Origin of the sequence: Sphingomonas trueperi (assembly GCF_040545965.1) — a bacterium.
Classification (GTDB): Bacteria; Pseudomonadota; Alphaproteobacteria; order Sphingomonadales; family Sphingomonadaceae; genus Sphingomonas; species Sphingomonas trueperi_C.
Window position 1 is genome coordinate 460,234 of the sequence record NZ_JBEPMV010000003.1, and the last position, 17,473, is coordinate 477,706.

A 17,473-nucleotide genomic window follows, 5' to 3' on the forward strand; every position below is an offset into this window, starting at 1 on the left:
ACTTGAACCTATTCGGGCGGGCGGGCATCCGCAATAGTGTTGGCAGTGCAGCATGGCTCCCGCCGGGAGACACATGGTACGAAGGGAATGGCATGGCAGACGCGACCGCAACGGAACAAAATGCGGGCAAGCCGCTGAAGATGTGCCTCGCCGCCTCCGGGGGCGGCCATCTGCGCCAGATCCTCGATCTGGAATCGGTGTGGAAGGAACATGACTATTTCTTCGTCACCGAAGATACCGCGCTCGGCCGCAGCCTGGCCGAGAAGCATCCGGTAGAATTGGTCGAGCATTATGCGCTCGGCCAGGCAAGGCTCGGGCATCCGCTGCACATGCTGGGCGGCGCGTGGCGCAATTTCCGCCAGAGCCTGGGCATCGTCCGCCGGCAGAAGCCCGATGTGGTGATCTCCACCGGCGCCGGCGCGGTGTTCTTCACCGCGCTGCTCGCCAAGCTTTCCGGCGCCAAGTTCGTCCATATCGAGAGCTTCGCTCGCTTCCACCACCCCTCTGCCTTCGGTAAGATGGCCAAGGGCGTGGCGACGATCACCTTCGTCCAGTCGGCCGCGCTCAAGCAGGCCTGGCCCGATGCGGAGCTGTTCGATCCGTTCCGGATGCTCGACACGCCGCGCCCGCCCAAGCAGGCGCTCACCTTCGCCACGGTCGGCGCCACCCTGCCCTTCCCGCGGCTGGTGCAGGCGGTGCTCGATCTGAAGCGCGCCGGCGGGCTTCCGGGCAAGCTGGTGCTGCAATATGGCGACCAAGACCTGGCCGACCCGGGCATTCCCGACGTCGAGATCCGCCGTACCATCCCCTTCGACGACCTCCAGCTGCTGCTGCGGGACGCCGACATGGTGATCTGTCATGGCGGCACCGGATCGCTGGTCACCGCGCTGCGCGCCGGCTGCCGCGTCGTCGCCTTCCCGCGCCGCTTCGACCTGGGCGAACATTATGACGATCACCAGGAAGAGATCGCCCAGACCTTTGCCGATCGCGGCCTGCTCCAGGCGGTGCGCGACGAAACCAAGCTCGGCGAGGCGGTTGCCGCGGCCAAGGCGAGCGAGCCCAAGCTAGCAACCACCGATCAGACCGCGCTGGCCAATCGCCTGCGCGAACTGCTCGCGGGCTGGGGAGCCAAGAAGCGATGAGCACGCCCCGGATCAGCGTGGTCCTGCCGCATTACAACGACCTGCACGGCCTGGCGCTCTGCCTCGATTCGCTCGACCGGCAGACGATCGAGCGCGGCGCCTTCGAGATCATCGTCGGCGACAACGCCTCGCCCTGCGGCCTCGCCGCGGTCGAAACGGTGGTCGCGGGCCGGGCGCGGGTGGTGACGGTCACCGAAAAGGGGGCCGGCCCCGCCCGCAACGGCGCGGCGGCGGAGGCGCGCGGCGAGATCCTCGCCTTCATCGACAGCGACTGCATCGCCCAGCCGGGCTGGCTGGCGGCTGGCGCGGCGATGGTGCGGCCCGGCACCTTCCTTGGCGGCCACATGTTCGTGCTGCCCCCCGAAGGTAAGCTCACCGGCAGCGCCGCGGTGGAGCTGGCGCTGGCGTTCGACAACGAGAGCTATGTCCGCAAGTCGCAGTTCACCGTTACCGCGAACCTGTTCGTGATGCGCGCGGATTTCGAGCGGATCGGCGGCTTCCGCACCGGGGTGTCCGAAGATATCGAATGGTGCAACCGTGCGATCCGGATGGGGATGAAGATCGACTATTGCGGCAACGCCTCGGTCGGCCATCCGCCGCGACCCGACTGGAACGCGATGCTCAAAAAGACGCGCCGTATCCAGCGCGAGTTGTTCCTGCTCAGCCTGGAGCAGCCGCGCGGCCGGCTGCGCTGGGTAGCGCGCTCGGCGATGCAGCCGGCGTTCATCCCGTCCGACTATGCGCGTATCCTGCGCACGCCCGAAACCCAGGGTGCGCGCGCCAAGGCGCTGGGGACGCTGATCGCGCTCCGCTTCTGGCGCGGCGGCGCGGGCCTGTTGCAGGCAATCGGCCTGCCGATCTGAGGCGGTTGCGGCGAGGGAGCAGCAAGCCCCCTCGCCGGCAATTTCAGGCCGTAGCCAGCACGTCTTCGAGCGTGCCGCTGTCGAGCCGCAGACGACCGACCATCAACCACAGATAGATCGGCAGCGTGTCGTCGCTGAAGCGGAAGCGGCGTTCGCCGTCCAGCATCTCGGTATCGAGCCCCAGCTGGGTGGTGAGCCCGGCCAGCTCCTGCTCCACCTGCTGCGGTGTGATCGGCGCACCGGGGAGCAGCTCCACCACCGCGCGCCCACTGAACCAGCCATCGACCGAGCGCGAGGCTTCGCCAAGGGCTGCGAGCAGCGGATCGTACCGCCCGCCGACGAACTTGCGCATCTCCAGCACCGTGCGTGGCGCCATCCGGCCCTCCATCTCGACGATGGCCGAGTCGAGCGCGCGACGCAGATGTCCCTGGTCGACGGTGAGACGGCCTTGGTCGAGCGCTTCGACCGCGGCGTGGTGGCAAAGCAGCCGCGCGAAATAGGGCGAGCCCAGCGCGAGCAGATGGATGATTCTGGTCAGGTTCGGATCAAATCGAACACCCGAGGCGGTTTCGCCCAGCGCGATCATCTCCTGGACCTCGCTCTCCTCCAGCCGCGGCATCGGCAAGCCGATCACGTTGCGGCGGATCGACGGCACATAGCCGATCAGTTCCTGAAGGTTGGAAGCAACACCTGCGATCACCAGCTGGACGCGCGCGGCGCGGTCCGACAGGTTCTTGATCAGCTCGGCGACCTGCTGGCGGAAGGCAGTATCCTCGACGCGATCATATTCGTCGAGGATGATCAGCACGCGCGTGCCGGTCACGTCGGCGCACAGATCGGCAAGTTCGCCCGCACCGAACTTGCCCGCGGGCAGGCGATCGGCAAGGCTGCCGCCGCTCTCCGCCTCACCGGCGTTCGGCGCTACGTCGCGGTGGAATAGCAGCGGCACGTCCTGCAGCACCGCGCGGAAAAGGTCCGGGAAATTGGCGTTGGCGCCGCACGTCGCATAGCTGACGATATAGCTCGATTCCCGCGCAACGTCCGCGAGCACGTGGAGCAGCGAGGTCTTGCCGATGCCGCGCTCGCCATAGAGCACGACATGGCTGCGCTGGCTTTCGATCGCCGAGATCAGCCGCGCGAGCACGCCCAGGCGACCCGCGAAGCTGGAGCGATCGGCGACCGGCTGGGTCGGCGTGAAATAGGTCGCCAGCGCGAAGCGGGCACGGGTGATCTCCCGACGCTCCTCGCGGCGGCGATCCAGCGGCCGATCCAGCGCAGAGGCGCGGAAGGTCGGGAAGTCAGGCCGCTGCCGGCTGGCACCATGCGCATCGCGGTGCGGCACGACGGTCGCGGCAATGGGAAAATAGCCTTCGTCCTCAGGCGTTTCGCGGCGCCCGAAGGGCCACAAGAACTTCAGCGCGGAACCTAAAGCCACTCGACCACCTCTTAAAAAATTTCGCCACCGAAAGTCGGGGCGAACCCGGGCTCGCGCCTCTGGGCATCCTCTTCGCGAATCGCCGGCCGCTTTTTCAGCGGCGCTTGATGAATTCGTACGGCTTGATCACGAACGCGATGTACGCAAGCACCAGTACAATCGTGAGAATCGCGAACACATGATAGTTCTCGTTCCCCAGATAGTTCGCAACAGCGCAGCCTATCGCCGGTGGTAAATAGCTGATCATCGTGTCGCGGACAACCGAATCGGCCTGGGAACGTTGCAGGAAGATAACGATCAGGCCGGCGAATATCGCGATGGTGACCCAATCATATGGCGTCTGCATGCATGTCCTTTCCATTCGCCGCAGGAATCGAATGACTTCCCGGCGTCGTTCGCACCTGCACTAGCAGCGCGCGCGGCAACTCGCTAGATGCTCGCGAATGTGATAACACGCCGTTAAGCAACCACCGCCTCGAAATGGGAGTTTGCGCTTGGCTCGACGTTTTTTCGCAAGGAAAACGGTCGGGGGACAGGGCCAGGGCAGGTTCCGGCGCCTTTGCCAGGGCGTTGATCCGGTTGCTTGTACTGGAGGCCATTGATAATGAAGCGAGCACCCGGGGGGACCATCGTGCGAGTACACGACATTCAAAAGGCTGAAAAAACGCGCCTTACTGGCCGTTTCACCCTATCCTGCCGCCTCGTCGCCTTGTTCGCGACTGCAGCATCGGCGCATCCCGCATTGGCACAGCGGACGTCGTTCACGCCCCGGCCGGCCACCGCCGGACGGCAGATCGACGTGCGCGCCAGCGCGTTGATCGAATATAACGACAACGCCGTGGTCAGCGACCCGCGGATCAGCGGCGGCCGCGGCGGCAACAGCGGCGACGTGCTCGCCGCCCCATCGCTCGACCTCAGCGTCGTGCTGCCGCGCGCGACCGGCACCACTTATCTTGCCGGGTCGGTCGGATACCGGTTCTACAACAAATACACCCAGCTGAACCGCGAGAACATCTCGCTGACCGGCGGCGCCGACCAGCGCCTATCGTCGTGCCTGGTGCATGGCGAGCTCGGCTATCAGCGGCGGATCAGCGATCTCTCGACGCTGTACGTGCTCGATGCGCCGGACAGCTTCAAGAACAGCGAGGAATCGCGTCGCTACAGTGCCGACATCGGCTGCGGCGGCCCCTATGGGCTGCGCCCCGCCCTCGCCTATTCGCGCACCGAGGTGCGCAACACTCAAGCTTTCCGCAAATACGCCGATGCGGATACCGATTCGATCACCGCGCAGCTGGGCCTGCAATCGCCCTCGCTGGGCACGATCTCGCTGTTCGGCCGCTATTCGAACAGCATCTACATTCATCGTCCGAGCCTGAGCGGCGGCCTGGGCCGCGACGGCATCAAGAGCTATGCGGCAGGCCTGCAGCTCGAACGCGCCGTCTCGACCCGCCTGAACTTCCGCGGATCGGTGAACTACACCAAGGTGGATCCGAAGCTGCCGGGCACCAGCGACTTCTCGGGCGTCGGCTTCGATCTGTCGGCGGTGTACAATGCCGATCTGTTCACCGTGCAGATCGCCGGATCGCGCGCGGCGCAGCCCTCGGCGATCTATTTCGTCAGCTACGAAATCATGACGTCGCTGTCGGGCACGATCTCGCACGACCTGAGCACCCGCACCCGCATTTCGTTCAACGCGAACAAGACGTGGCGCGACTATAACTCGTCCACGCTGTTCGCAGGTGCCCCAATTTCGGGCAACGACAACATGTTGTCCCTGGGTGCGAACGCGTCGTACGATGCGACTCGACGCCTGCGCTTCAATCTGGGCGCGGGCTATGATGAACGAACATCGAGCATCCGGCTTTTCAAATACCACGCCAAGCGAGTCAATTTCACGACGTCGCTGGCGCTCTGACAAGGGCGTATCCATGCACGAGAAGAGTAGGTTTATGTTTGTCTCGGCGCTCGCCGGCATGACCGCACTTGCGGTGCCTGCCGCGGCGCAAATCGCCACGACCCGCCCTGCTGCCCCCGCACGCCCGCGCCCTGTCGCTGCCCAGCCGCAGCAACAGGTGCCGGCCGCGACGGCACAGACCACCACGCCGACCGCGCCGGTTTCCACCGGCGCAGCGCCGGCCGGCTACCTCATCGGTGTCGATGACGTGCTCGAAGTCGACGTGCTCGGCCAGAGCGACTTCAAGACCCGCGCCCGCGTCCAGTCCGACGGCACGATCACCCTGCCCTATCTGGGCGCGGTGCAGGCTAAGGGCGAGACCGCGATCACGCTGGTCAAGAAGGTCCAGGACCTGCTCAAGGCCGGCGGGTATTACGCCAAGCCGATCGTCAGCGTGGATATCGTCACCTTCGTCAGCAACTATGTGACCGTGCTCGGCCAGGTCGGCTCGGCAGGGCTCCAGCCGGTCGATCGCGGCTACCACGTCTCGGAGATCATCGCGCGCGCCGGCGGGCTCAAGCCCGACGCCGCCGATTTCGTGATGCTCACCCGCGCCGACGGCAGCAGCGTCAAGCTCGACTATAAGAAGTTGGCCCAGGGCGGACCAGCCGACGATCCCACGGTGACGGCAGGCGACAAGGTCTTCGTGCCCGAAGTGGAGCGTTTCTACATTTATGGCCAAGTGAACGCGCCTGGGGTATACCCGATTCGGGCGGACATGACTCTCCGTCGAGCGGTCGCGCAGGGCGGCGGTCTTGGACCGGCCGGCTCGATCAAGCGGATCAAGGTCACGCGCGATGGCCAGGAGATCAAGTTGAAGATGGACGATCCGATCAAGCCCGGCGACACGATCGTCATCGGCGAGCGGTTGTTCTGATCTAGGCAATGTTGGCAGCTGACGAGGCGCACCAGTGAATATCGTACAATTTTTCCGCATTCTCTGGGCGCGTCGGTGGATCATCCTCCCGGCGTTCCTCGTCTGCGTCACCACCGCCACGCTGGTGGTGCAGTTCCTGCCGGAGCGCTACAAGGCGACCACCCGGCTGGTGCTCGACACCTTCAAGCCGGATCCGGTCACCGGGCAGGTGATGAGCTCGCAGTTCATGCGCGCCTATGTCCAGACCCAGACGGAGCTGATCGAGGACTATGCGACCGCGGGCCGCGTCGTCGACGAGCTTGGCTGGGCGAATGATCCGGCGAACATCGCCGCGTTCAACGCCTCGCCCGCCGCAGCGACGGGCGACATCCGTCGCTGGCTCGCCAAGCAGATCATCCAGAACACCTCGGCGAACGTCATCGAGGGGAGCAACATCCTCGAGATCTCCTATTCGGACAGCTCGCCGGATCGCGCCGAGCGGATCGCCAACATGGTCCGCACCGCCTTCCTCGCCCAGGCGCTGTCGAACAAGCGCGCCGCGGCCACCAAGTCGGCCGACTGGTATGCCCAGCAGGCCGAATCGGCCCGTCAGGCGCTGCTCGCCGCCGTCGAGGCGCGTACCGCCTTCGTCAAGAAGTCGGGCATCGTGCTGACCGACACCGGCTCGGATCTCGACACCCAGAAGCTCTCGCAGCTGACCGGCCAGGCAGCGGTTCCCGCAGCGCCCGTGGTGGCGGCGGGCGGCATGGGCCCGGCGCAGCTCCAGCTCGCCCAGATCGACCAGCAGATCCAGCAGGCCGCAACCAATCTCGGCCCGAACCACCCGGCCTTCCAGGCGCTGCAGCGCCAGCGCGAGGTCTATGCCAAGGCGGCGGCGCAGGAGCGCGCCCAGGCCGGCGGCGGTGCCGGTTCGGCGCAGAGCGCGATCCAGAGCGCGGCCAATGCCCAGCGCGCCCGCGTGCTCGGCAACCGCCAGGATGTCGACCAGCTCGCCCAGCTCCAGCGCGACGTGTCGCTGAAGCAGGACCAGTATATGAAGGCCGCACAGCGCGTCGCCGATCTGCGCCTCGAGGCGAGCAGCAACGACACCGGCATGTCGACGCTGAGCGAAGCGAGCGCGCCGGACAGCCCCTATTATCCCAAGGTGCCGATGATCATCGGCGGCGCCGCCGGCTTCGGCCTGGGCCTGGGCCTGCTGATCGCGCTGCTCGTCGAGCTGCTCGGCCGCCGCGTCCGCAGCCCCGAAGACCTCGAAACCGCGGTCGACGCGCCGGTGCTGGGCGTGGTGCAGAGCCGCGCCGCGCTCTCCGCCCGTCTTCGCCGCGCACATGAAACTCTCGGCGAAACCGCCGAATCGCACGGAGCTGCAGTAAACTGATGGACGCGATGACCACGCCCGAACCGCTGCCCGAAGGCGATCGTCCGAGCGCCGTTCCGACGACGCCGGACACCACCGCTGCGCTCGAATATCAGCTCGTCCTGTCCGACCCCACGGGGATCGAGGCCGAGGCGATCCGCGCGCTGCGCACCCGCATCATCGCGCAGCACCTGCGCGAGGGGCGCCGCGCGCTGGCACTCTGCGCTGCCTCTGAGGGCGCGGGCTGCAGCTTCATCGCGATCAACCTGGCGACTGCGCTCGCGCAGATCGGCATCAAGACAGCGCTGGTCGACGCGAATCTGCGTGCGCCCGCCGTCGGCGCCGCTTTCGGGATCGATCCGGCCAAGCCGGGCCTGGCCGATTATCTCTCCTCGGGCGACGTCGAGCTCGCCTCGATCATTCATCCGACGGGGCTCGACCAGCTGTCGATCATCCCGGCGGGCCATGTCGAGCACAGCCCGCAGGAACTGCTGTCGTCCGAACAGTTTCGCGACGTGACCACGCAGTTGCTGCGCGAGTTCGACATCACCATCTTCGATACGACCGCGGCCAATACCTGCGCCGATGCGCAGCGCGTCGCCAACGTTGCCGGTTATGCGATGATCGTCGCCCGCAAGGACAACAGCTATATACGCGACGTAAACACGCTGACCCGTACCCTGCGTGCAGACCGTACCAACGTCGTCGGTTGCGTGCTGAACGGATATTGATTTGGACCATATGACCGCGACCGCTCTCGAGCGGCAGCAAGGCAGGACGGGCGGCGGCTACTGGTTCGCCATCGCCGGCCTGCTGGCGCTGGCTATCCCCACCTTCATCACCCTGGGCCGCCAGGTGTGGAGCGCCGAAGGCGGCGTGCACGGCCCGATCGTCCTGGCTACCGGTGCGTGGATGCTCGCGCGCCAGCGCGGCTCGATCGAGGCGCTGCGCGCGCCGGGCAATCTCGCGATCGGCGGCCTGCTGCTGCTCGCGTCGCTGGCGATCTATTCGCTCGGCCGGGTCTTCGACTTCATCAGCATCGAAACCTTCGGGCTGGTCGGCGCGGTGATCAGCGCGGGCTATCTCTATTTCGGTGGCCGCGCCCTGCGGTCCGCCTGGTTTCCGGTGCTGTGGCTGTTCTTCCTGGTGCCGCCGCCGGGCTGGGCGGTCGACCGCGTGACCGCGCCGCTCAAGGAGTTCGTCTCCTATGCCGCGACCAGCTTCCTGTCGTGGCTCGACTATCCGATCCTCCGCCAGGGCGTGACGCTGTTCGTCGGTCCCTATCAGCTGCTGGTCGAGGATGCCTGTTCGGGCCTGCGCTCGCTCTCCAGCCTCGTCGTGGTGACGCTGCTGTACATCTACATCAAGAACAAGCCGTCTTGGCGCTATGCGCTGTTCATCGCCGCGCTGGTGATCCCGGTGGCGGTGCTCACCAATATCCTGCGCATCGTCATCCTGGTGCTGATCACCTACCATCTGGGCGACGAGGCGGCGCAGAGCTTCCTCCACGTCTCCACCGGCATGGTGATGTTCGTGGTGGCGCTGCTCGGCATCTTCGCGATCGACTGGGCGGTCGAGCAAGCCCAGCTGTTCCTGCGTCGGAGGTCCCATGTTCAACCGGCGTGACCTGCTGATTGGCGGCGGCTGCTTCGCCGCGGCCGGCGCCTCGCTCGGCCTCAAGCCGCGTCGTCGCATGGACCTGCTCGGCGCGACCAAGCTCGACGCGCTGATGCCCAAGGCGTTCGGCCAGTGGAAGGCCGAGGATACCGGCGCGCTGATCGCGCCGCCACGCGAGGGCAGCCTGGAAGACAAGCTGTACAACCAGGTGGTCAGCCGCGCCTTTTCGCGGCCCGACGGCACCACGGTGATGCTGCTGATCGCCTATGGCAACGCCCAGACCGATCTGCTCCAGCTGCACCGGCCCGAAGTCTGCTATCCGTTCTTCGGCTTCACCGTGCTGGAGAGCCATGCCGAGATGATCCCGATCGCCGACAAGGTGGCGATCCCGGGCCGTGCGCTGACTGCGACCAACTATAACCGCACCGAACAGATCCTCTACTGGGCGCGGGTGGGCGAATATCTGCCCCAGTCGGGCAACGAGCAGTTGATGGCGCGGCTGAAGAGCCAGATGGCGGGCTGGATCGTCGACGGCGTGCTGGTGCGCATCTCGACGGTCAACAGTGAGGCGGCGGAAGGGCTGGCGGCGAATCTCGATTTCGCGCGCGAGCTGGTCAAGGTGCTCGACCCGCGGGTACTCCGCCCGCTGCTGGGCACGCAGATGACCGCGGCGATCGAACCGCACCATCAGGCGGGCGCCTGATCGCATTGGGGCGGCGTTGGTGCCGCCCCGATGTTTCTCCTGTCAACGACCCACCGCCGCCCGCAGGCCTTGAGCGTCCATCCAGTGCGGCAATCGCTGCGGACGGATCCTCGCTGCGGGCACGCGATCCGACACAATGTCGAACCCATCGCCATCGACCCACACCTCGGGCACCAGCGCGCGGGCATTGTAGGTCGAGGCCATAGCCGCGCCATAGGCACCCGCGGTAGCCAGCACTGCGAGGTCGCCTTCCTCGACGCGGTCGACGGCGCGCGCATGGGCGAAGCGGTCCCCCGATTCGCATACCGGCCCCACGACATTGGCAACGAACCGCTCCGAGCCCCGGGGCCGCACTGCGACGAACTCGTGCCAGGCATCGTAGAGCGCTGGCCGTGCCAGGTCGTTCATCGCGGCGTCGACGATCACGAACGGGTGCGGCTGCGCCGGCTTGACCCACAATACCCGGGTGAGCAGCACCCCCGCCTGCGCGACGAGGAACCGGCCGGGTTCGAACAACAGGCTAACGTCCCAGCCCTGCGTCTCGCGCCCGACCATTGCGCCATAGGCGGCGATGTCCGCACCCGGCTCACCCGCGCGATAGGAAACACCCAGCCCGCCCCCGAGATCGACATGGCTGAGGCGATGCCCCTCCGCCCGCAGCGCCGCGACGAGCGTGCCGATCCGCCGATACGCGGCCTGTAGCGGCGCGAGATCGGTGATCTGGCTGCCGATATGCACCGCAACGCCCTCAAGGTTCAGCCCCGACAGCGCGGCGAGGCGGCGGTACATCAGGACGGCCTTCGGATAGGGAATGCCGAACTTGCTGTCGGTCAGCGCCGTGCTGATCTTGGCATGGCTCTGCGCATCGACCAGCGGGTTCACCCGCAACAGCGCCGTCGCCCGCACCCCGTGCGCGCAGGCGAGCGCCGACAACACCTCGCCTTCGCGTTCATGCTCGATGTTGAACCGGCCGATCCCGGCGTCCAGCGCCGCCGCCATCTCGTCGCGGGTCTTGCCGACCCCCGAATAGACGATGTCGGCAGGCGCGATGCCGCCGGCGCGCGCCGCCTGCAGTTCGCCGCCCGAGACGATGTCGGCGCCGAAGCCGAACCCCGCCAGCGTCTGAAGGATGGCCGGGTGCGGATTGGCCTTCACCGCATAGAGCAGCTGCTTGCGGGCGATCGGTGCCAGCGCCTCGACGAAGCGGCGCGCCGCGGTGCGCACTGCCGAGGCCGAATAGACATAGGCAGGGGTGCCCGCGGCATCGGCGATCACCGGCAGCGGCACGTCTTCGGCGTGGAGCACGCCGTCCCGCATCTGGAAAGACATGGAAATTCCTTGGTTGAGGACGCGACGGGGTCAGCCGCGCGGCGGGCGGCCGGTGCGGCGCGCCTGCAGGCGCTCGGGCAGGTGCCGGTGGCGGCTGCATTCGACGCGGATCGCCAGCGGCGCGCGCTTGCCCTGCACCACCAGCACCAGGCCGAGGATCGCGAGCGGGAAGCCGAGCAGCAGCAGCGTCCCCGCGCCTTTCGGCCCGCTGATATCGGTCAGCGTTCCGGCCAGCCCGCCGGCAATCAGCAGTAAGGCGCCGACGCCGCGCCACAAGCGGTCGCCCTGGCGGCTCATCGTACCGCCTCCCGGGCCGGGCCGCCCAGCGCCATGTCGCCGGCGCGTCGCGCCAGCGCGGCGAAGCGGGCCATCTCCGATCGGTCCGCGGCGTAGAGCAGGATATCCGCAGGAAAGGCGGCCTCTTCGCGCAGCGCCGCTTCGACGGTGCCGCAATCGAACTGCACCGCAATGGCGACGTCGGCCATCGCCGCCGCCGCGCGGCGGGCACGGGCGAGCGCCTCGACATCGCCATCCACCCCCCGCGCCTCAATCGCGACGAAGCCGAGCGCGCGGGCTCGCCCCAGTGCCGGCAGCAGCAGCACCCCGTCGCCGCATGCGGCATCGACGATGCGGACGCTCCGCCGTCCCGCCGCGCGCAGCATCTTCAACTGCTCGAGCACCGCCGGCCAGCGCAGGTCGCGCGCGGCGACGGCCTCGGCGGCATCGCACAGCGCTTGGCGGACGATGGTGGAAAGCGGGGCGCCGGGTCGCACCGGCGGGACGGCATAGGCATAAGCGAGATTCATGGCCGTCTCCTCAGGCCGCCACGCGCGGCGCGCGTTCATCGGCGCCGGCCGGCGCGAAGGAAATGCACGGCACCAGCGGCTGCCCCGCCTCGGCGCATTCGGCACCGGGAAAGCCGTGTCGCTCGGCCCGCGCGAACTGCCATGCCGCCTCGCGCGAGACGAAGCGGCCCTCCATCAGGCCGTGATTTTCCTGGACCAGCCAATGCCCCTCCCGGTCCTGCCCCACCCAAAGGATGGTGGCTGCCGGATCGGGCTCCGCAACGAGATTGGACGCCATGCCGAACGCACTCCTACAAGCGCCGCCTCCCGATGGAGCCGGCATCCGCAAGCTAGGCAGTGCCCGCATTAAGCTTCGAGAGCGAAGCGGGGCACGCGGCGTTAGGATTGCATAAAGTCGGGTGCAGGGCCCGAACGCCCGCGGAGCTAGGCGTGCAGCGTCTGCGGCTTGATCCGGATGCCCTGGCCCTCGTTGCCGCCGGGGGGCTGGAACTGGATGTCCAACTCGCGTCCGGCCGAAACGCCGCCGTCGCAGACCCCGGCAAAGCCTGGCGCGATCTCCTCCCGCGGCGCCGTGGTCCGAACGTCGAGATACCAGGAAAAGCTGTTCGTCGTCGGCCAGTGCGCCAGCGCCAGCCATGCGCTTTCGATGCGCGGATCCGGCAGCACGATCGCCTGTATCCGCGCGATCAACGCGGTGGGCGTTTCCTGCGGCGTTCCGAGCAGGACCTGGGTTTCCTGCTCCACCGTCCATGGGACCGGCTGGCCCAAGATGGCGCGCAGGTCGCGCGACCGCCAGGCGACGTTGTAGCTCGAGGCCGGGTTGAGCCAGGCGCCGTCCGCCGCGACGATCTCCAGCGCCGTCTTGCCCAGCAACTGGACATAGCCGGTGCCGGCGCCGAACGCCTCAGCGACGCGAAGCTCGGAGGTGAAGAGCGCCGGGTAGCTTTCGCCGTCGAAGCGCTGGGCACGGAGGATCGACAGGTTTTCTCCCGCCTGGATCACGCTCGTGCCCGATTCAGCGGGGGCTTCGGGCGTGGCGAAGAGCAGCGGCGCCTCCAGCAGCATGGCGGTGAAGTGCTCGCGATATTCGACGTCGCCGCCGGCCCGCATCAATGCGCGTTCGAGGTCGTTCTGCGGCTCGAAGCGCGGGGCGACGGCCGGGCTTTCCTGCCCGGCACGATCAAGCTCCGGGCCCGCGCGATCCGTCTTCGCCGCGTTCCGTTTCGCCAGCCACTTGAACATGCCTTCCCCCAAGATCGAGGGCCGCCCGGCCAGCAGCGCGGGCGGCCTGTCCCTCTATCTTAGATGCAAAGGAAGGGCGGCGGGAACCATGCCCGCCTCGCCTCACCGCTCGTGCAGCGCGTCGCTCCCCGTCTCCAGCACCGGGCCGACCAGATAGCTGAGCAGCGTCCGCTTGCCGGTGACGATGTCGGCGCTGGCGATCATGCCCGGGCGCAGCGGCACCTGGGCGCCGTGTGCGTTGACATAGTTGCGGTCGAGCGCGATCCGCGCCTTGTACACCGGCGGCTGGCCTTCCTTCATTTGCACCGCCTCGGGGCTGATCCCCACCACGGTGCCGGGAATCATGCCGTAGCGCGTATAGGGGAACGCCTGGAGCTTCACCTTCACCGGCATGCCGGTGCGGACGAAGCCGATGTCGCTATTGTCGATCATCACCTCGGCCTCGAGCCGCGCCTTGTCGGGCACGATCGAAAGGAGCGGCTTCACGCCCTCCACGACGCCGCCCTCGGTATGGACCTGGAGCTGCGAGACGGTGCCGCTCACCGGCGCGCGGAGTTCGCGGAAGCTGCTGCGCAGGCTCGCCTTGGCGACGTCCTCGCTGCGGCCGCGCACTTCGCCCTCGGCCTTGACCAGATCCTGCAGCACCTGCGCACGGGCTTCCTCGCGGGTCTTGGCCGAAAGGCTGCTCGCGCTGTGCGACTGCTGGCCGAGCTTGGCGACACCGGCACGCGCGGCGGCGAGATCCTGGCGCTCGGAGATCAGTTGGCGGCGCAGTTCGACGACGCGCAGCTTGGAGACATAGCCCTTGGCGGCCATCGCCTCATTGGCGGCGACCTGCTGTTCGAGCAGCGGCAGCGATTGTTCGAGCTTCTGCACCTGCGCCTGCGCCTCGACGGCGGCGGAGACGGCGGCGCCGCTGTCCGACCGACCGCCGGCGTACGCCGCCTCGATCTGGCCGAGACGTGCGCGGGCGAGGTCGCGGTGCGTCGCCGCCTCGGCAGGGCTGGCCCCGGCGGGCGCGACGAAGCGGAAGCCCTTGCCGTCGAGCGCGTCGACGATCGCCTGGTTGCGTGCAACCTCGAGCTGGGCGCTGAGCAGTGCCACCTTGGCCTGATTGGCTTCCGCCGCCGACATGGTCGGGTCGAGCGTGACCAGCACCTGGCCTTTGGTCACCTTCTGCCCCTCGCCCACCAGAATGCGGCGGACGATGCCCGATTCGGGCGACTGGACGATCTTGGTCTCGCCGATCGGCGCGATCCTCCCTTGCGTCGGCGCGACCACCTCGACCTTGCCGATCGCCAGCCAGGCGGCGGTGATCGCCAGCCCCGCGACCATCACCTTGGCGGTGAGACGCGCGGTGGGCGACACCGGCCGCTCGATGATCTCGAGCGCGGCGGGCAGGAAGGTGGTGTCATAGTCGGTGCTGCGCGCGGGCAGCACGGTGCCGCGGATCCGGGCGAGCGGGCCGCGGGGACCCATGGTGACGACGGCGTTCATGCGGCAATCTCCCCGAAGCCGCTTTGGCGGCGGTGCAGGTCGGCATAGCGGCCGCCCAGGCGCAGCAGTTCGTCATGGCGGCCGCTTTCGACGATGCGGCCCTGTTCGAGCGTGATGATCCGGTCGCAGCCGCGAACGGCCGAGAGGCGATGCGCGATGATCACCAGCGTGCGGCCGGCGGAGATCGCACGCAGATTGTTCTGGATCAGCTCCTCGCTCTCGGCGTCGAGCGCCGAGGTCGCCTCGTCGAACACCAGGATGCGCGGATTGCCGACCAGCGCGCGGGCGATGGCGAGCCGCTGGCGCTGACCGCCCGACAGGTTGACGCCGCGCTCGACGATCTCGGTGTCATAGCCGCGCGGCTGGCGCAGGATGAAGTCGTGCGCGCCGGCAAGCTGGGCTGCCGCGACGACATGCTCGAACGGCATGGCGGGGTTGGACAGCGCGATATTCTCGCGGATCGTGCGGCTGAACAGCAGATTCTCCTGCAGCACCACGCCGATCTGGCGGCGCAGCCAAGACGCATCGAGCTGCGCGACATCGACCTCGTCGACCAGCACGCGGCCGTTGCTCGGCAGGTTGAGCCGCTGGAGCAGCTTGGCCAGCGTCGACTTGCCCGAACCCGACGAGCCGACGATGCCCAGCGAGGTTCCCTCCGGAATGTCGAGCGTGATGTCGCTCAGCACGGGCGGCTGATCCTCGGCATAGCGGAAGCTGACATTCTCGAAGCGGATCGCACCGCGCAGCACCGGCAGCGTCGCCGCCGAGGCGGGGCGCGGTTCCACGGGGTGGTTGAGCACGTCGCCGAGGCGTTCGATCGCGATGCGGACCTGCTGGAAGTCCTGCCACAGCTGCGCCATGCGGATCACCGGTCCCGACACGCGCTGCGCGAACATGTTGAACGCCACCAGCGCGCCGACGCTCATCGCGCCGCCGATCACCGCCTGCGCGCCGAAGAACAGAATCGCGGCGAAGCTCAGCTTGGAGATCATCTCGATCGCCTGGCTGCCGGTATTGGCGGTGTTGATCAGCCGCTGCGAGGCGCCGGTATAGGCGGCGAGCTGGCGCTCCCAGCCATTCTGCCAGTGCGGCTCCACCGCGGTCGCCTTGATCGTGTGGATGCCCGAAACACTCTCGACGAGCAGCGCATTGCTGGCCGAGCTCTTCTCGAACTTGTCCTCGACCAGCGTGCGCAGCGGACCCGCGATGCCGAACGAGACGATGGCGTAGAGCACCAGCGACGCCACCACGATCACCGACAGCATCGGCGAATAGAACAGCATCGCCGCGAGGAAGACGATCGTGAACAGCGGATCGACCAGCACGGTGAGCGAGGCGTTGGTCAGGAACTCGCGAATCGTCTCGAGCTGGCGGACGCGGGTGACGGTGTCGCCCACCCGCCGCTTCTCAAAATAGGAAAGCGGCAGCGCGAGGAGATGGTGGAACAGCCGCGCGCCGAGCTCGACGTCGATCTTCTGCGTCGTCTCGGTGAACAGCCGGGTACGGATCCAGCCGAGCGCCACTTCCCAGACCGAGACGATCAGGAAGGCGAAGGCGAGCACGCTCAGCGTGCTCATGCTGTTGTGGATCAGCACCTTGTCGATCACGCTCTGGAACAGGAGCGGCGCGGCGAGGCCGAGCAGGTTGAGCGCGAAGGTGATCCCCAGCACCTCGAGGAACAGCCGACGGTAGCGCTTGAACTGCGCGGTGAACCAGGAAAAGCCGAAGCGCAGCGGCCGACCCACCACCGCGCGCGTGGTGAGCAGCACCAGCGTGCCGGACCAGAGCGAATCGAGTCCGTCGCGGTCGACCTGCTCCGGCGCGCGACCGGGGCGCTGGATGATCACGCCATGCTCGGTAAGGCCCCCGATCACGAACCAGCCCTCGGGGCCGTCGGCGATCGCGGGCAGCGGCTGGCGGGCGAGGCCGCCGCGCGGCACGTCGACCGCCTTGGCGCGGACGCCCTGCTGGCGCTTGGCGAGCAGGATCAGGTCGTCGATCGTCGGCGATTCGCCATGCCCCAACGCGTGGCGCAGCTGTTCTGGCGTGATCGCAATGTTGTGCACGCCGAGCAGCAGCGACAGCGCCACCAGCCCGGATTCGCGCAGTTCGGCCTCGCGCTCGGCGGCCGATGGGCTCGCAAAAGCGCTCTGCAGGGTGGCCTGCATCTCGTCGCGTGTCATTTCCGGAACTCTGCCTCCATGGCGCTACTCGTCGACGCCATGATGAAGAAGGCTGGTAAAGACTCGATTAAGCCAAATGTTTCTGTGGTTTATGCGTAGGCTCCGCTCCGCCCGCCGTTCCCCTTTCAGCCATCCTTAAGCCATCGCCGCTACACCCTCGACGGAAAGGCCGCGCGACCGGCCGGGAGAAATTTGGGGTGCATCGCAGCAATTTCGGCCGAAAAACACGCTGCATGCGCGAAGAAAGTGGCTGCTTTGGAGGGGTAGAAGGTGAGACCGCCCTTGATCCGGCCCGATTCCTGGGCATAGATCGCTGCAGGTCGCGATCCGCTGAAAATATGGCAAATAGTGTCGGTTTCGGAGGGATATTTGCTGGGGCTTCGCGCGTTCATGCGGGTTAGCCTTCTGTCAGCAGCAACAATCCAGGGTGCGATCTTGTTGAATCCCGGTCCCGAAAACGTACCATTT

The 17,473-nt window shown here is 67.3% G+C and carries 18 protein-coding genes; 8 read left to right on the plus strand and 10 right to left on the minus strand.

Features of this window, described 5'->3' with window-relative positions:
* Nucleotides 1-92: 92 nt before the first annotated feature.
* Nucleotides 93-1,142: a beta-1,4-glucuronosyltransferase WelK gene (gene welK / locus ABIC35_RS09850; protein WP_183049321.1), complete on the plus strand. Its 1,050-nt coding sequence runs from the start codon at nt 93-95 to the stop codon at nt 1,140-1,142.
* Nucleotides 1,139-2,005 carry a glycosyltransferase family 2 protein gene (locus ABIC35_RS09855; protein WP_121074589.1) on the plus strand — a complete coding sequence of 289 codons (867 nt, stop codon included), beginning with the start codon at nt 1,139-1,141 and terminating at the stop codon, nt 2,003-2,005. Before welK ends, ABIC35_RS09855 begins: the two co-directional genes overlap by 4 nt.
* Nucleotides 2,006-2,048: 43 nt before the next feature.
* Here ABIC35_RS09855 and ABIC35_RS09860 read toward each other — a convergent pair whose 3' ends face one another.
* Together ABIC35_RS09860 and ABIC35_RS09865 are read right to left on the minus strand one after the other, a co-directional pair.
* Complete coding sequence (locus ABIC35_RS09860) at nt 2,049-3,440, minus strand: AAA family ATPase (RefSeq protein ID WP_121074586.1); 1,392 nt, start codon at nt 3,438-3,440, stop codon at nt 2,049-2,051.
* 94 nt (nt 3,441-3,534) lie between these two features.
* Nucleotides 3,535-3,786, minus strand: coding sequence for an XrtV sorting system accessory protein (locus ABIC35_RS09865; RefSeq protein ID WP_093294116.1), 252 nt, complete (start codon nt 3,784-3,786; stop codon nt 3,535-3,537).
* Nucleotides 3,787-4,182: 396 nt separating this feature from the next.
* Here ABIC35_RS09865 and ABIC35_RS09870 point away from each other — a divergent pair, with 396 nt between their 5' ends.
* Genes ABIC35_RS09870 through epsI form a run of 6 tightly spaced genes read left to right on the plus strand, consistent with a single transcriptional unit; the run spans nt 4,183 to nt 9,948 of the window.
* Nucleotides 4,183-5,355, plus strand: a complete 1,173-nt coding sequence (locus ABIC35_RS09870; protein WP_121074583.1) for an outer membrane beta-barrel protein — start codon at nt 4,183-4,185, stop codon at nt 5,353-5,355.
* A gap of 34 nt (nt 5,356-5,389) precedes the next feature.
* Nucleotides 5,390-6,271, plus strand: a complete 882-nt coding sequence (locus ABIC35_RS09875) for an SLBB domain-containing protein (protein WP_354278426.1) — start codon at nt 5,390-5,392, stop codon at nt 6,269-6,271.
* Between the two features lie 34 nt (nt 6,272-6,305).
* The gene (locus ABIC35_RS09880; RefSeq protein ID WP_121074577.1) at nt 6,306-7,649 is read left to right on the plus strand and encodes a Wzz/FepE/Etk N-terminal domain-containing protein; all 1,344 of its coding nucleotides are present in this window, start codon (nt 6,306-6,308) and stop codon (nt 7,647-7,649) included.
* Nucleotides 7,649-8,359, plus strand: a complete 711-nt coding sequence (locus ABIC35_RS09885) for a CpsD/CapB family tyrosine-protein kinase (protein ID WP_121074574.1) — start codon at nt 7,649-7,651, stop codon at nt 8,357-8,359. Before ABIC35_RS09880 ends, ABIC35_RS09885 begins: the two co-directional genes overlap by 1 nt.
* 10 nt (nt 8,360-8,369) lie before the next feature.
* Nucleotides 8,370-9,254 carry an exosortase V gene (gene xrtV / locus ABIC35_RS09890; RefSeq protein WP_121079170.1) on the plus strand — a complete coding sequence of 295 codons (885 nt, stop codon included), beginning with the start codon at nt 8,370-8,372 and terminating at the stop codon, nt 9,252-9,254.
* Nucleotides 9,238-9,948: an exosortase-associated protein EpsI, V-type gene (epsI, locus tag ABIC35_RS09895; protein WP_121074572.1), complete on the plus strand. Its 711-nt coding sequence runs from the start codon at nt 9,238-9,240 to the stop codon at nt 9,946-9,948. The genes xrtV and epsI overlap by 17 nt, the downstream gene beginning before the upstream one ends.
* A gap of 42 nt (nt 9,949-9,990) precedes the next feature.
* Here the strand turns inward: epsI and lysA are convergent, their stop codons facing one another.
* The 8 genes from lysA to ABIC35_RS09935 form a co-directional block, all read right to left on the minus strand.
* Complete coding sequence (gene lysA / locus ABIC35_RS09900; RefSeq protein WP_121074569.1) at nt 9,991-11,277, minus strand: diaminopimelate decarboxylase; 1,287 nt, start codon at nt 11,275-11,277, stop codon at nt 9,991-9,993.
* A gap of 30 nt (nt 11,278-11,307) precedes the next feature.
* Entirely contained in the window at nt 11,308-11,574 is a 267-nt protein-coding gene (locus ABIC35_RS09905) for a hypothetical protein (RefSeq protein ID WP_121074566.1), read from the minus strand.
* On the minus strand, nt 11,571-12,083 hold the full coding sequence (locus ABIC35_RS09910; protein WP_147425834.1) for an SAM-dependent methyltransferase: 513 nt from the start codon (nt 12,081-12,083) through the stop codon (nt 11,571-11,573). Before ABIC35_RS09910 ends, ABIC35_RS09905 begins: the two co-directional genes overlap by 4 nt.
* Nucleotides 12,084-12,093: 10 nt before the next feature.
* Nucleotides 12,094-12,360, minus strand: a complete 267-nt coding sequence (locus ABIC35_RS09915; RefSeq protein WP_121074560.1) for a hypothetical protein — start codon at nt 12,358-12,360, stop codon at nt 12,094-12,096.
* A 146-nt stretch (nt 12,361-12,506) separates the two neighbouring features.
* Nucleotides 12,507-13,325 (minus strand): enhanced serine sensitivity protein SseB C-terminal domain-containing protein, encoded by an 819-nt coding sequence (locus tag ABIC35_RS09920; protein WP_121074557.1) that lies wholly within the window; start codon nt 13,323-13,325, stop codon nt 12,507-12,509.
* 102 nt (nt 13,326-13,427) lie between these two features.
* Entirely contained in the window at nt 13,428-14,822 is a 1,395-nt protein-coding gene (locus ABIC35_RS09925) for an HlyD family type I secretion periplasmic adaptor subunit (protein ID WP_121074554.1), read from the minus strand.
* Nucleotides 14,819-17,005, minus strand: a complete 2,187-nt coding sequence (locus tag ABIC35_RS09930; protein ID WP_121074551.1) for a type I secretion system permease/ATPase — start codon at nt 17,003-17,005, stop codon at nt 14,819-14,821. The genes ABIC35_RS09925 and ABIC35_RS09930 overlap by 4 nt, the downstream gene beginning before the upstream one ends.
* A gap of 149 nt (nt 17,006-17,154) precedes the next feature.
* Nucleotides 17,155-17,397: a hypothetical protein gene (locus tag ABIC35_RS09935; protein WP_147425833.1), complete on the minus strand. Its 243-nt coding sequence runs from the start codon at nt 17,395-17,397 to the stop codon at nt 17,155-17,157.
* Between the last annotated feature and the right edge of the window lie 76 nt (nt 17,398-17,473).